Genomic DNA, 14,464 nt, shown 5'->3' with positions numbered 1-14,464 from the left:
ACTATTCAGCCGTTTCGTCCGGGGTTTCTTCTGCCTCCGCTGAAACTTCAGGAGCCTCAATCGTTTCTGCAGCTTCCGCTGTTTCCACTGCGCCTTCGGCAGTTTCTTCAGCGTCTTCTTCCGGATCGAGGACGGCGGCGGAAACAAGTTTGTCACCTTCCTTGAGGTTGAAGAGCCTAACCCCCTGCGTGTTGCGTCCGATAATACGCAGATCGCTGGCTCCGATGCAGATCATCTGTCCACCTTCGGAGATGAGCATCAGGCGGTGGTCGTCGTGCACTGCGTGCGCGCTGACAACCTTGCCGTTGCGTTCCGTGGTCTGAATGCTGATGATGCCTTTCCCGCCGCGGCTCTGCGTACGGTATTCATCAAAGCTGGTGCGTTTTCCGTAACCGTTTTCGGTGATGGCCATCATGGTGGCCTCGGTATCAACGATCTCGATGGTGACAACTTCGTCATCATCGGTGAGGGTGACGCCTTTGACTCCGCGTGAAACACGGCCGAGCGGACGGGCATCCGTTTCGTTGAAGCGGATTGCCTTGCCGTTTTTCATGCTGAGGATGATTTCATCCTCGCCGTTGGTGAGTTTGACGCCGAGCAGTTTGTCATCTTCATCAATGTTGATGGCTTTGACGCCGGCGGCGCGCACGTTCTTGTAGGCTGAGAGAACGGTCTTTTTCACGATCCCGTTTTTGGTGGCCATAATGAGGTTGTGCGAGTCGTCATCCAGTTCGCGCACACAGAGAATGGCTGCCAGTTTTTCATCGGGTGCCATTTCCAGCACGTTGGCCAGTGAGCGGCCGCGGCTCTGACGGGTTCCTTCCGGCACATAGTAGGCTTTCAGCCAGTACATGCGACCTGCTTCAGTGAAACAGAGCAGATAGTCGTGGGTGGACGCACTGAAGATATGCTCCACAAAGTCCTCATCCTTTGTGGACATGCCGATGACGCCTTTTCCGCCGCGCCGCTGCTGACGATAGGTGTCGGTCGGGACGCGTTTGATGTAGCCGGTGTTGGAAAGCGTAATCACGCAGGCCTCATCCGCGATGAGGTCTTCCATGTTGATTTCGCCTTCGTTGATGCACAGTTCGGTGCGGCGGACATCGCCGTATTTGGCGCGAATCTGTTCGAGGTCTTCCTTGATGACTCCGAAGATCTTGGCCGGGTGGGCCAAAAGGTCTTCGAGGTATTCCATCAGTTTTTTGAGTTCGGCATATTCGGCTTCCACTTTTTCGCGTTCGAGGCCGGTCAGCTGATACAGGCGCATATCGAGGATGGCCTTGGCCTGGATTTCGCTCAGGCCGAATTTATCCATCAGTCGATCCTGGGCTTCATCGCGGTTTTTCGAATCGCGAATGATGCGGACGACTTCGTCCATGTTGTCCATGGCGATCAGGAATCCTTCGAGGATATGTGCACGTGCTTTGGCTTTGTCGAGATCGAACTGCGTGCGGCGGGTAACCACATCAAAACGATGGTCAATGAAGCACTGCAGCGCTTCTTTGATGTTCATAATGCGCGGTTTGCCTTTGTCAATGGCCAGCATGATGGAGCCGAAGGTCGATTCCATCTGCGTGTATTTGTAGATGCTGTTGAGCATCACACGCGGAACAGCGTTGCGTTTCAGTTCTACAACCAGGCGGATGCCTTCTTTGCCGGACTCATCGCGAATGTCGGAAATTCCCTCGAGCACCTTGTCGCGCACCAGATGAACCATCTTCTGGATCAGCAGGGTTTTGTTCAGCGCGTAGGGGATTTCGGTGATGATGATGCGGGCCTTTCCGTTGTCATCTTCTACGATTTCCGCTTTTCCGCGCATTTTGATCTTACCGCGGCCGGTGGTGTAGAAATCCCGGACGGCACCGAGACCGTAAACCATGCCGCCGGTCGGGAAATCCGGGCCTTTGATGTATTCGCAGAGGTCTTCAATCGTGGCTTCCGGGTTATCAATCAGGGCGATGGTCCCGTCCACGACTTCGCCGAGGTTGTGCGGCGGAATATTGGTGGCCATCCCGACGGCGATACCGGTGGATCCGTTGACCAGCAGGTTGGGAATGCGCGCCGGCAGTACGGCTGGCTCCATCAGCGATTCGTCAAAGTTCGGCTGCATGTCGACCGTGTTTTTGTCGATATCCGTCAGCATTTCCTCGGCGAGCGGCTGCAGGCGGCACTCGGTGTATCGATAGGCCGCCGCGCGGTCACCGTCGATCGATCCGAAGTTTCCCTGTCCGTCGATCATCATGCCGCGCATGGCCCATTCCTGAGCCATACGGACCATGGTGTCGTAGACGGCGCTGTCACCGTGCGGGTGGTAGTTACCGATCACTTCACCGACGACTTTCGCGCATTTGACGTAGGCTTTGCTGTGTGTCCATCCGCGTTCCTTCATCGCGTAAAGAATACGCCGGTTTCCCGGCTTGAGTCCGTCACGGGCATCGGGCAGGGCGCGGCCGACAATCACCGACATCGAATAGTCGATGTAGGCGCGCTGCATTTCATCTTCAATATTGATCAGATCAATTCGTTCGTTCGTGTTGTCCATAATCGTGTGTTCCCTTAGATATCAAGATTGGTGACGTTGAGTGCGTTGTCTTCAATGAACTGCCGGCGCGGCGGAACTTCGTCACCCATCAGGATGGTGAACATTTCATCGGCTTTTACAGCATCTTCGAGCACCACTTTGGTCATGCGGCGGGCGGCCGGATCAAGGGTGGTTTCCCACAGTTGCTGCGGGTTCATTTCACCCAAACCTTTGTAGCGCTGAATGGCCAGTCCCTTGCGGCCTGCGTCGCGGACAGCCGTTACGAGGTCCATCAGTGACGCAACCGGAATTTTAGTTCCTTTGTCGTCGAGGTGGAACTGCGGCTCTTCGCTGTCGACCAGATGTTCGACGGTAAAGCCGTCGGCGTTCAGTTTTTCGATCACTTTTGCCAGCGGTTTGGCAGTTGTCAGCTCTTTATAGCGAACGCTGTGTTCCGTTGGTTCGGCATCATCACTTCTAATTTCTGCTCCGCCGAGTTTTTCGTCGGCTTCAGCAATGATTTTCTGAAGGTCTGAATCATCAATGGCAAAGCTGATTTCCGGTAGTCCGTCCGCGCCGTCAATCAGGGTTTGATATGCCGGGAAGGCTCCGGTTTCCGGATTGCGATGCTTAAGGAATTCTTCGAGCAGGATTCCGCGCCGGCGCAGTTTGTCAGAGATGTTTTCAATCTCGACGAGGTTTTCAAGAAGGTCTCGAAGGCCTTTGGTGTCAAGCAGCTGGGCGCCGTCTGTCTTCTGAAGCAGCATTCCGTCGGCTCCGAGGTCGAGCAGGATCTGCGTCAAATGAGCATCGCTTTCGACATATTCTTCACGCTTCCGGCGGGTCACTTTGTAGAGCGGCGGCTGAGCGATGTAGACGTAGCCGTTTTCAATCAGCTGCGGCATCTGGCGATAGAAGAACGTCAGCAGGAGCGTGCGGATGTGCGCGCCGTCGACGTCGGCGTCGGTCATGATGATGATTTTATGATAACGCGCTTTGGCGATATCAAAATCATCCACACCGATTCCGGTTCCGATCGCGGTGATCATCGTGCGGATTTCATCATTGGCCAGCACTTTGTCAAGGCGGGCTTTTTCCACATTGATCACTTTACCTTTCACGGGGAGGATCGCCTGGAATTCGCGTTCGCGGCCCTGTTTTGCGGAACCGCCGGCGGAGTCACCCTCAACAATGAACAGTTCGGTGCGGGCCGGGTCACGGCTGGAACAGTCGGCCAGTTTTCCGGGGAGTCCACCGCTTTCAAGCGCGCCTTTGCGGCGGGCCAGGTCGCGGGCTTTGCGTGCTGCACTGCGTGCGCGTGCGGCGACAACGGCTTTGTCGATGATCGTGCGGGCGACGGACGGGTTTTCTTCAAAATAAGTCCCGAGCTCTTCATTAACGATCTGCTGGACGATTCCTTCGACCTCGCCGTTGCCGAGCTTGGTTTTGGTCTGTCCTTCAAACTGTGGATCGGGAATTTTGACGCTGATGACCGCAGTGATGCCCTCGCGGATATCGTCACCGCCCATGGTCTGCTTGTCGTCTTTGATCAACTTGTTGGTCTTTGCGTAGGCATTGACCGTGCGGGTCAGTGCGGACCGGAAGCCGGACAGGTGAGTTCCGCCTTCAATCGTGTTGATGTTGTTGGCGAACGTAAAGATGGTTTCGTTGTAGGCATCGGAATACTGCATGGCGATTTCGACCACGACATCATCCTTTTCGCGCTCAAAGTAGATCACGTCTGCATGCATTGGAGCTTTATTTTTGTTCAGATGCTGAACGAACTCCATGATGCCGCCTTCATACTGGAAAACCTCTTCGCGACCGGTGGAGTCTTCCTTCAGTGTGATTTTTGCACCGCGGTTGAGGAACGCCAGCTCGCGCAGGCGGGCCGACAGGGTGTCCCACTGAAATCCGCCGGTGTGCGTGAAGATGGTGTGGTCCGGCATGAAGGTGACCTTGGTGCCGGTTTCCTGGGTTTTTCCGATTTTCACCAATTCGGTGACTTCAATACCGCGCTCGAAGCGCTGGTGGTGAATAAAACCATCGCGCTTTACTTCCACTTCCAGCCATTCGGACAGGGCATTCACACACGAAACACCGACCCCGTGCAGACCTCCGGATACTTTGTAGGTGTCGGAATCGAACTTTCCTCCGGCGTGCAGAACGGTCAGTACGACCGTTACAGCCGGTTTGCCTTCTGTAGCGTGTATGTCGACCGGAATTCCGCGACCGTCGTCGGTAACGCTGAGCGAGCCGTCGTCGTTAATGCAGATCTCGACGTTGGAGCAGTAGCCGGCGAGGGCCTCGTCAATCGAGTTGTCGACGACTTCATAAACACAGTGATGGTATCCGCGGGTGCCGGTGTCGCCAATGTACATGGCCGGGCGTTTGCGGACGGCCTCGATGCCTTCAAGAACGGTAATGTGATCGGCCCCGTATCCCTTGGAATCTGGGTTTAGGGCTGCATTTTTATTGTCTGACATAGCTCTCCTTTTTCTCCTCAAATTGTAAACAACAGACTTTACCGAAATGACCGGTTCGGAGCTACTAAAAAGGGGGCTTAAATACCGGAAAAAACGCCTGAAAACAGGCGTTTTGTGTTGGATTTGCGCTGCGTTCCAAACCTTGGAAAAATCAAGCAGAAAAGTTCCGATGTTTGGAAGCAGTCAGGGCGTTCGGGCAGTGCTTTTTTCAAGGTCTGGATGAGCCGGCTCCAAGCCCCGGAAACTATTTGATACCGACAATGTAGGCGACCCAGCCGAGCGAGTTTTCGTAATAGGTGCGCTTTTTGTAGGTGTCGTCGGATTCGCCTTCGTCGTTCCATCCGTGCAGGTAGACCTCGGCGGATTTAAACCCGGCTTCGATCAGCAGTTCCTGAATCTCGGGCAGGGTCCACAGCCGCCAGTCGTAGGTGAAGGCTTTTTCGATCTTTCCGAACCCTGGAACTTTGAAATGGATGTAGTTGACCACATGGTGGTCGATCACGTTGTAGACATCCTGATCCCAGATGTATTCGAACGGCGGAACTTTGGTTCCGTCTGCAGCGGTGAAACCGTCGACATCGCGCGGTTCGAGTTTGGCTTCGATGGCTTCGGTGCCGCCGTAGAGATCTATCACGAATATGCCGTCTTTTTTCAGGTTTTTACGTACTTTTTCAAAGTAGGCACGGAGCAGGTCGCGGGTTTTGAAAATGCAGTAGGAAAAGTTAAGCGCCATCACCAGATCGACCGGCGGCGTTTTTGCGGTCATCACATCGCCGCAGACCAGTTCGATTTTTCCGGCCTTTTTGTCGAGGTATGGGATGTTATGCTCCATGCTCCAGTCGAGTGTCGGCTGGTCGATGTCCACACCCCATGCCCGGCGTTTTGAGGAGTGGCCGACCCACTCGCAGGCCAGGGCTGCTGTTCCGCAGAAATCCTCGCGCAGATCCAGCGGCTTGCGGTTACGCTTGTTTTTGAACACGCGGGCGGCGAAGTCGACGTCCCAGTCCACGCCCTGAACGGAGGCCTCATAAAAATAGTGCAGGTCCGGCAGCTGTTTTTTCTTTGTCATGAGCCGAAGTGGTTTCCGATGATCTGTTTGAGGTCTTCATGGATTGCGGGAGTCGAACAGAGAAAGCGGCATCCGTGCTCTTCGTTACGCGGCCATTCGGTGATGACGGCGCCGGCGCGTTCGGCGATCAGCCCGGCCGCGGCAACATCCCAGATGTAGAGCCCTGGCTCGTAGTAGGCGTCGGAGCGGCCGCAGGCGACATGGCAGGTGTCGATGGCGGCACAGCCGATGATGCGAAGTTTGCTGACGCGCGGTGACAGGTCTGCGACCAGGCGAACTGCGCGCGGGTCGATATCTTTGGTGAATCCGCCGAAAAAGGTGGCTTTTTCAAGGGTTGGAATGTTCGAGACTTGGATGGGGTCTCCATTGAGCAGGGCGGGTCCGTCCAAGGTTGCGGTAAAGCACTCATCCAGATCGGGGACGTAGACGCAGCCTGCCAGCATGGTCTGGTTGCGGCGCACAGCAATGGAGCAGCACCACGTCGGGATGCCGCGAGTGTAGTTTGCCGTGCCGTCGATGGGGTCGATGATCCACTCAAATTCGTGTTCTTTGCTGATGGCGCCTTCTTCGCCGAGAATTGCATGTTCCGGAAAATGTGAATGGACGATTTCTTCCGCGATCGTCTGGCATTCTCGATCCATCACCAACTTGATGTCATGGTCGAAGGTCGCCAACGTTTCTTCGCGACGGTGTATGTTTTTGAGTGCATGGAGTCCTGCGGTGCGCGCGGCTTCCATGCATACGTCTAAAAGCTGTTGAGTCGTTGGGTTTTGCATCCGAAGAAGGTACCTGTGCGCCGGTACTTTCGCAAGTCTGCTGAAAAACCGGTTTGAGAGGAATAACCGTCTGCCGATCTTTTGGTAAGAGGGGTTTACTGGTCAATTATTGTTTTGTTGTACGGAATCAGATGTACCGGGCCCAGCAGGCCGGCCGGGATCAATTGGCCGCTGTTTTTCGGGTAGGCGTTGAATATCGAGAATGATTTTCGTGCGGTTTCAGGACGGGAGGCTGCTTTGCCATAGAGCCACTGGATGGTCTGCTGCTTGTTTTCTTCCGGCAGTTTTGCATCACCGCATAAGCGGTTGTTCCACGTGTTGGTGATTTTAATCTGCAGCCGGTTCCGGCCGGGCTTGACGGCATCTGAAATGTCGATTTCAAACGGGCGGTGCCACAGAACACCCAGGTCTTTTCCGTTCAGAAAGACTTCCGCGATGACTTCCACGTCGCCGAGATCCAGCAGGAGGCCTTCGCGGTCTTTCTGATAGCTGTCAGGCAGATTCAGTTCGGTATTATACACTGCGGTGCCTGAAAAATATTTTTCATCAAAGCGGTCGAGTGCAGTCCAGTCTGTCAGCGCCGGGAGCCGGATGTCCTGCCTGCCGCCCCATTCGGGCGGGAAGCTGAGGGACCATTCGGTCAGTTCTTCAAGGGGACGGGCGTCGGAAAGCGAAACGGTTCGCTCTTTTCCGGAAGAGAGTACAATCCGGACGGTTTCCGCTGTTCTGTTTTTGATCATTAGGCGGCCGTCATTCAGTTTTTTGATGATGGCGCTGTCAGCGTCAAATTGCACCGGATGAATTTCCGGCGGAATATTTTTGCGGAATACAACAAAGAGGGATTCATTTTCTTTAAATGACAGATTCAGGCGGGTTCTTCCATCTGCTGTGTTTTTATAGGCCGGGGCATCCTCTGATATGCCGGTTTCAGGGGTCCAGATTTCCGGGATCTTTCCCTCGATCCGGAATGTGAAACTGCCGGAAACAGGATGGTCGCGCAGGTTCGTCAGGAAGTAGAATTCCATGTTTTCATCCTGTACAATCCGGTGCATGAACAGAACATCGTTGATCCGGTCCTTCGGTTCCATTTCCAGGTCGGGATGCAGTCCCTGTTCTTTGAGAAAAAAGCTGAGGTCTTTTTGTGCCGGGAAGACGTTTCCTTTTCCAATGGAAGTTCCGGAGCTTGGAAAAAGCCGCTCGACTGTTTTTTCATAATTCCGGCTGTTTTCTTCGAGCGTGAAACATTCCCGGGCTGGACGGTCGCCGACGAGCGTTACGCCGTTCCGGACGAGCTTTTCAATATGTTTAAGCGTTTCTGGGTATATTTTGCGTGTGGGGTCCGTGATGACAAGGCAGTGATAGTTCATGCCGTTGGGGTGGGTCAGTCGTCCGTCCGTCGCCGCATACATTTCCTGAAGCAACCGACCGTTCACCGTATGGAAGTCGTAATCATAACTGCGAATGACCTGATTGTGGCCAACCCGGTTGAACTGGCCGCGAGGGGATCCTTTTTCGAATTCGGTTCGCGAGAACCCCATATTAAATCCGTCTTTAGGTGAATCGCCGACGAAGTAGCAGACGTCGGCGGAGAGGCGTCCTTTCTGCAGCATGTACTGGCATCGGGCGAGGTATTTCAACCAGGCGGAGGACTGTTCAAACCATGTATTGTTACGGTTAAAGTGTGTGCCGAACGGTCCCATACTCATGACCGGTGTGGCGAGACTGCAGTCAAACGGCTGATGACTCCATGTGTGAAAGATAAACCTGTTAACACCGAGAGCGAAATTCGCGTCGCCCTGCATTTTAAAGAGGGCCGGATGCGTTTGGTAGGGCGAAAGATCCGACCTTCCGCCATGAGTAAATGCTTCGGCGCCGACGTAATGAAGTCCCCGGAGGTCTCGAAGCGTGGTGATGGGTTTATGCGCCCCCCAAACGGGGCGGTCGGCCCAGAATTCGCACATCGGCATGTCCAATGGAGAAGCCGCATCAAATGCATTGAACTGGGTGTTCATGCCGTTGGCTTCCGAGACCAGTTCAATGTCGAATTCATGGCACTGTTCAGTCATGTATTCGTAAAAGTTCTGTACGATCAGATCAGAGATTGTTCGGCGCCAGTCCCAGAGAAAATGTTCGGTTTCATCAATGCTGTTTACGACCCGACCGGTCAGTGCCGGCAGGTAGCGTGTCAGTTCGTAACCGCGCAGTTCCCGGAAATTCTGCGGCATGAGCGGCGTCCAGTTCAGTTCTTTCGCTTCATAGCTGTCGACGAGGACGGCCTTGAGCCGTTGTTTTCGGTCACCGTTCAGCAGGTTAATAATGGGCAGCAACCCTTTCTGAAAATGAAGGGTTGCCGCTGCCCGGCTCATTTTGTCGAATTCAAATCCGAGTGCTCCGGGGGGGGCGGGATGAATATGTTTTCCGGTCGGAGCGTACCCGAAGCGGATGACCGTCCATTCCTGGTTGTCAGGTGGCGTCCAGTCCAGTGTGCCGTCTGGACTCATTCGCTCTGAAAGGATCAGAATATCATCTTTTTGAATGATGGAGTCGGTTTTTCCCTGTTGAGCCGGGGGTTCTCTATGGCAGACGAACCCGGCTTTTTCCTTCCAGCGGTTGAGTCGGAACTCCTGATCGACGGAAGAACGTTTTGGCGTCGGAAATGCCAGCACATCGATATCGCGATAATAGCGATCTGTCAGGACTTCCTGTTTAATCTCATCCGGATTCAGTCCGAATCCTTTGATCAGTTCAACCAACGGAACCTGCGGGTTCCGTTGAGTTGTGAATTTAGGTAGGATGACGGGTTGGCCCCTTCGGACGGTATTTTCGGTCCAGACCACCTGCTGATGGCCCATATCCGGTGTAATCCATGGACCACCGGCGGCCTGCCAGCCTGCGCAGTTGTGAAAGGTCATTTCCAGATTCAATCGGGATGCCTCGTCGCCCGCGTATTTCAGAAGACTGAACCATTCCGGACTCCAGTAATCGACGGGTCCCCTGGGAATGCCTGCGTCGATGTTAAAGAGATGAAACCCGCCGATTCCCACCCGTTTCATGGCTTCCAGATCCTGTGTGATTCCGTATTTTGTCACGTTTCCGTTCATCCAGTGCCACCAGGTGAAAGGCCGGGCATTGTTCGGGGGATCCGCAAATTCCTGTTCTGTTAGATCGGGTAGAGCTCCTGTTGCTAGCTGAATTAGAAGGACGGTTGCCAGGAAAGACAGAGAAATGGGTTTCATTGATATTATTACTCCAGTTTATATTCAATCAATACAGATGCAGGAAATCTTTGTAAAAAGCTATCGTATTTGAATCGTACAGAACAGATCAAATTCCCGATTTCGTGGAACGTGGAGGAAAAAATAATAAGCTGTATGTTTTTGTAAATCTGCTGAAAAAACGGTTTCAGCATTTCCAGACTGTCTGGAGCCCTGCGGTGCGCGCGGCTTCCGCGCATACGTCTGAAAGCGGTTGTGCGGTTGGATTTTGCATCCGAAGAAGGTACCTGCGAACGAAACCAGCCGCAAGTCTTTAGGCCTAAGCATCTTCGGTTTTAAGCAGTGTGCGAACGACATCGCCTGCTGAGAAGTCGATATTGTCGTCTGTGCAGAACCGGTCAATGCCGGCGAGGTCCGTCCCCATGGTAATCAGGCACAGCTCATCGGTTCCGTCGGGCAACTGCTGCGGCATGCCGACATTGGCGATGAGTGCATTGCAGAGACATTTTCGTCCGACGGTGTCTGCTTCTTTCCCTCCTTTGGCTTTATAGGAAGCGAATGGTTCGGCCGGGCAGCGGTAGCCGATACTTCCATCGGCACGACGGTAGGGCTGGCGCAGAAAGCCGAGGTCGCAGATGCGCTGGCGAAGATCATAACTGCGGGCGTCTGACAGGCTTCCGTCGAGTTCTGCGACTTTGAACGGAAATCCGGTCGGTGATGCGAGAGGATCCGTGAAGATTGGCGATTTCCCTGAGAGTGCAAGGCGGATGAGCTGGTGTCGGATATCGGGGCGCAGTCCGGATTCTGTACAGAGTGCAAAAACGGTTCCCGCCTGAATGCCGCAGGCTCCTTCGCGCAGTGCCGTTTTCAGTCCGTCGGGAGAGCCGACGGAGCCGGCCAGCCAGAAGGGAAGCCCGAGGTCTCGGAATGCTGAGAGTTTGGCATCGTCGCGCGGTCCGTAAACAGGTTCGCCTTTGCTGCTGATCGTTGCCGCTCCGCGCGGCGGAGCGTTGTGTCCGCCGGCCAGATTGCTTTCGACGATAAATCCGTCAATGCCGTCCGGGATTCTGCGCAGGAGAAGCGATGCCAGGGTTTCGGATGAAACTATCGGCAGAAAATCCGGTCGTGAAAGCAGGGGTGGTAGAGGAGTGTCTTCGGCGAACTGTGCAGGATCAAAAACCATATTGAAGGTTTCGGTTTTTCCATCTGCACCTTCAATGTGAACCGGATAGGTTGCTTCTGCGTGGTGCGTCAGTGCGGACAGGACATTCGGAATGGCCAGGGGAATTCCAGCCCCCATAATAATGACGGCGACTCCGGCCAGCAGTGCGCCGTAGATTGATGCCATATGAGGCAGTTGAAGCTTTTCGAGATAATTGATGCCGACGGGGTTGTTGTGTCCCTGTCTGGCGAGGAATACTTCGACAAAGTTTCCGACGATGCTGAGCTCATCCGGTTCGCGTCGGCCGCTCAGGTCATGCATGAGGCAGGGACGATATGGAGTGGCTGTCGGTTTCCCGCCGGGGATGAAAAAGATATCCATCACTCGTTGTGCCATGCGGGGAAACGGAAAGTGTTCAAGCGCTCCTCGAATGAGTCCATCCGGGTCGCCATCCTGAAGGCGTCGAGAAATGATTGCGCCGAGAGCTGTTCCTGAGACAACGCCCAGTTGACCGGTCTGTGAAACGGCCTGTGCAAGACGCCAGTTTGAGATGCCGGCCCCCATTCCGCCCTGAATAATGGTTGGTGGGTTTGTTTTAATAAGACAGGCAGTATGACTCCTGGTTTGGGAATAGCGATGACAATCCTTCAGAAGAAAGCGTAAATACATTTCCAAACCTTGGAAAAACCTTTAATCTCGTGCGAAACGCAGGAGGTTTGAATGGATATCCAGTTAAGTGACTGTCTGAGCCGGGAAAATGTTCTTTTTGAAATCCAGACCGAGTCCAGAGACGAGGCCCTCTCGCTGCTGGTTGATCAGTTGTTCCGTGCAGAAGATGGGTTTAACCAGCCGGATGCACTTCAGGCGCTTAAGGAGCGTGAAGCGGTTTTGCCGACTGTTATTGCGCCCGGGGTGGCATTGCCGCATGCCCGGTTGGCTGAGATGGACCATCCCTTGGTGGCCATTGCCACGGCCCGCCACGGGATTGTGTTTGACGTCGATAAGGATCCCGTGAACCTGATTCTGCTGGTGCTGACTCCCAAAAATGATCCCAGTGCCTATTTGCGTATTCTTTCGATGCTGTCTTCGGTGCTGAAGGATGTGGATGTCCCGAAGTTCATAGCAGAGGCCTCCGTGGATGATCTGTGCAACCTGTTTAAGGCCGGAGCAGATGGGCATGATTACCTGACAGCTGCTGATGTGATGAACAAACATCCGGTGACCCTGCTGGAAAGCGATACGCTGAATCGAGCGGTTCATGAACTCTGTTCGTTGCAGCTGCCGGACCTTCCGGTTGTCGACGAAGAGGGAGACCTTCGCGGGATTATCAGCATGGAGGATCTTCTTAAACAGAGCCTCCCGGAACATCTTCTATGGATGGAAGATTTGACGCCGATTCTGCGCTTTGAACCGTTTGCGGACATGATGAAAAAGGATCATGAAACCAAGCTGGCTGATTTTATGAGGGAAGATCAGGTGACGGTTACGGCAGAAACCCCGGCGGTTCAGCTTGCCAAGATCTTTTTGAGACAGGGGGTTCGGCAGATTCAGGTTCTTGAAGGTCGACGGCTTGTCGGCGTGGTTGATCTGGTCGGGTTTGCCACCAAGCTGTTTTGGGCATAAGGATGGAATTCTAATCTCGCTCTTAACCATAACCTTAATCAGGCAGGATGATGATTAAGAGCAGGGAGCAATAAAGATAATGAGGGTAGATGATGCATGGAAGTGATGATCATGGTGGAACGCTGACTCGGAAAGAGATGATTGTGCGCATGACGTTGCTGCTCGGGATCAGTATTGGAGTCAGTGTCGGCGGAACGATGCTCGGTTTGAGTCCTCAGCAGTCAGCGGCAACATCGGTTTTTCTGGCAATTATTCTCGGAACGCTTTTCTTCTGGAATTTTCGGCTGGCGATCGCTTTTCTCGGGATCGGGGTGCTGATTTTTACCAAGTCGCTCGATATCGATCATTTCGTAAAAGAGGCCTCTCTGCCAGTGATTCTGTTTTTGGTCGGCATGATGATTATTGTCGGTGCATTGCGCGATCTCGGTTTTTTTACGTGGATTGTCCAGAGCATTATTTCGATTCCAAATATCACCGGGCGTAAGTTTATTGCTGTTACAGCTGTTGCGTCTGCACTGCTGGCCTGTGCGGTAGATGAGGTGACTTCCATTATTTTCATTTCCACGCTGGTTTTTCAGGTTTGCAACCGGCTAAAGCTGAATCCGTCACCGTATATTGTTATTTGTGTGCTGTGCACCAATATCGGCAGTGCTGGAACGATGATGGGGAATCCGGTCGGTATTTATATCGGTACCAAAGCACATCTGACCTTTGCCGATTTTATCACATGGGCTTTCCCGGTTATGCTGCTTGGACTGAGCTCCTGTGTGGCCGTCACGATGTGGTGGTATCGTCGGGAGCTCGATGAGTTTGATGTTCGGCTCAAAGAACGGATGGATCGTGAGCTGAGCCTCGTGCCGAAGGTAAAGGTTCCGTACGGCAAAGGATTGGCGGTGTTGCTGTTGACGCTCATTTTTATTGCGCTGCATCATACCCTGGAAGAAAGCCTGCATCTTGATCCCAACAGTATTCTTTTGGTTGCGCCGCTGGCCTGTGCTGGAATTATTATGATTTTCAAACGTGATCGGGCGCGTCACTACGTTGAGGCCGAAGTCGATTGGTGGACGCTGCTGTTTTTTATGCTGCTGTTTGCCATTGCCGGAACGCTGGCTTATACCGGCGTAACCAAAATCATGGCGGATAGTTTTACGACGGCGTTTGGAACCGAACTGAACATTCTGATTCCGGTTATCATGGCTACGACTGCGGTGGGTTCCGCTTTTGTCGATAACGTCATTTTCGTGGCGGCTTTTACTCCAGTAATTGAGGCGCTTGGTGAAAGCGTGAAGGTAATGCCGCTCTGGTGGGCGCTTTTATTCGGGGCCTGCTTCGGTGGAAACATCACGCTGATTGGAAGTACAGCCAATATCGTGGCGCTTGGGATGCTGGAGAAAAACTTCAAGATACACATGAGCTTCATTAAATGGCTGAAGATCGGCGCTCTGTCTTCGCTGATTGCCTGTTTGATCGCATGGGGAATGCTGACGCTTCTGTCGCCTTTGATGCCGGAAAATGACGAGCGAAGGCTGCCTGGAGCCGTGGAGGTTCACTCGTCAGGGCATTGACCCGGTGTGGCGCAGGCTGGATTGTTTGCGTCACTGTCTGTGGAAAT

The 14,464-nt window shown here is 53.6% G+C and carries 8 protein-coding genes; 2 read left to right on the top strand and 6 right to left on the bottom strand.

Annotated features, from left to right (window positions below; all coding sequences use genetic code 11):
* Position 1 precedes the first annotated feature (1 nt).
* The 6 genes from gyrA to GT409_RS15280 form a co-directional block, all read right to left on the bottom strand.
* Positions 2-2,542 (bottom strand): DNA gyrase subunit A, encoded by a 2,541-nt coding sequence (gene gyrA / locus GT409_RS15305; protein ID WP_160629919.1) that lies wholly within the window; start codon positions 2,540-2,542, stop codon positions 2-4.
* Positions 2,543-2,556: 14 nt separating this feature from the next.
* The gene (gyrB, locus tag GT409_RS15300) at positions 2,557-5,007 is read right to left on the bottom strand and encodes a DNA topoisomerase (ATP-hydrolyzing) subunit B (RefSeq protein WP_160629918.1); all 2,451 of its coding nucleotides are present in this window, start codon (positions 5,005-5,007) and stop codon (positions 2,557-2,559) included.
* Positions 5,008-5,251: 244 nt separating this feature from the next.
* Positions 5,252-6,076 (bottom strand): class I SAM-dependent methyltransferase, encoded by an 825-nt coding sequence (locus GT409_RS15295; RefSeq protein ID WP_160629917.1) that lies wholly within the window; start codon positions 6,074-6,076, stop codon positions 5,252-5,254.
* Positions 6,073-6,852: an inositol monophosphatase family protein gene (locus tag GT409_RS15290; protein WP_160629916.1), complete on the bottom strand. Its 780-nt coding sequence runs from the start codon at positions 6,850-6,852 to the stop codon at positions 6,073-6,075. Before GT409_RS15290 ends, GT409_RS15295 begins: the two co-directional genes overlap by 4 nt.
* A 95-nt stretch (positions 6,853-6,947) precedes the next feature.
* Complete coding sequence (locus GT409_RS15285) at positions 6,948-10,088, bottom strand: glycosyl hydrolase (RefSeq protein WP_160629915.1); 3,141 nt, start codon at positions 10,086-10,088, stop codon at positions 6,948-6,950.
* A gap of 298 nt (positions 10,089-10,386) precedes the next feature.
* Positions 10,387-11,898: a nitronate monooxygenase gene (locus tag GT409_RS15280; RefSeq protein WP_233231576.1), complete on the bottom strand. Its 1,512-nt coding sequence runs from the start codon at positions 11,896-11,898 to the stop codon at positions 10,387-10,389.
* Between the two features lie 51 nt (positions 11,899-11,949).
* Here GT409_RS15280 and GT409_RS15275 point away from each other — a divergent pair, with 51 nt between their 5' ends.
* Complete coding sequence (locus GT409_RS15275; RefSeq protein WP_160629914.1) at positions 11,950-12,852, top strand: PTS sugar transporter subunit IIA; 903 nt, start codon at positions 11,950-11,952, stop codon at positions 12,850-12,852.
* An 89-nt stretch (positions 12,853-12,941) separates the two neighbouring features.
* The gene (locus tag GT409_RS15270; protein WP_160629913.1) at positions 12,942-14,417 is read left to right on the top strand and encodes an ArsB/NhaD family transporter; all 1,476 of its coding nucleotides are present in this window, start codon (positions 12,942-12,944) and stop codon (positions 14,415-14,417) included.
* Positions 14,418-14,464: the final 47 nt, after the last annotated feature.

It is taken from the genome of Tichowtungia aerotolerans (genome assembly GCF_009905215.1).
GTDB classification, from domain to species: domain Bacteria; phylum Verrucomicrobiota; class Kiritimatiellia; order Kiritimatiellales; family Tichowtungiaceae; genus Tichowtungia; species Tichowtungia aerotolerans.
This window is presented reverse-complemented; position numbering and strand designations above follow the sequence as displayed.

Coding starts and splice junctions, on each gene's coding strand:
- gyrA (WP_160629919.1), bottom strand. CDS start 2,542: ATGGACAACACGAACGAACGAATTGATCTGATCAATATTGAAGATGAA.
- gyrB (WP_160629918.1), bottom strand. CDS start 5,007: ATGTCAGACAATAAAAATGCAGCCCTAAACCCAGATTCCAAGGGATAC.
- GT409_RS15295 (WP_160629917.1), bottom strand. CDS start 6,076: ATGACAAAGAAAAAACAGCTGCCGGACCTGCACTATTTTTATGAGGCC.
- GT409_RS15290 (WP_160629916.1), bottom strand. CDS start 6,852: ATGCAAAACCCAACGACTCAACAGCTTTTAGACGTATGCATGGAAGCC.
- GT409_RS15285 (WP_160629915.1), bottom strand. CDS start 10,088: ATGAAACCCATTTCTCTGTCTTTCCTGGCAACCGTCCTTCTAATTCAG.
- GT409_RS15280 (WP_233231576.1), bottom strand. CDS start 11,898: ATGTATTTACGCTTTCTTCTGAAGGATTGTCATCGCTATTCCCAAACC.
- GT409_RS15275 (WP_160629914.1), top strand. CDS start 11,950: ATGGATATCCAGTTAAGTGACTGTCTGAGCCGGGAAAATGTTCTTTTT.
- GT409_RS15270 (WP_160629913.1), top strand. CDS start 12,942: ATGATGCATGGAAGTGATGATCATGGTGGAACGCTGACTCGGAAAGAG.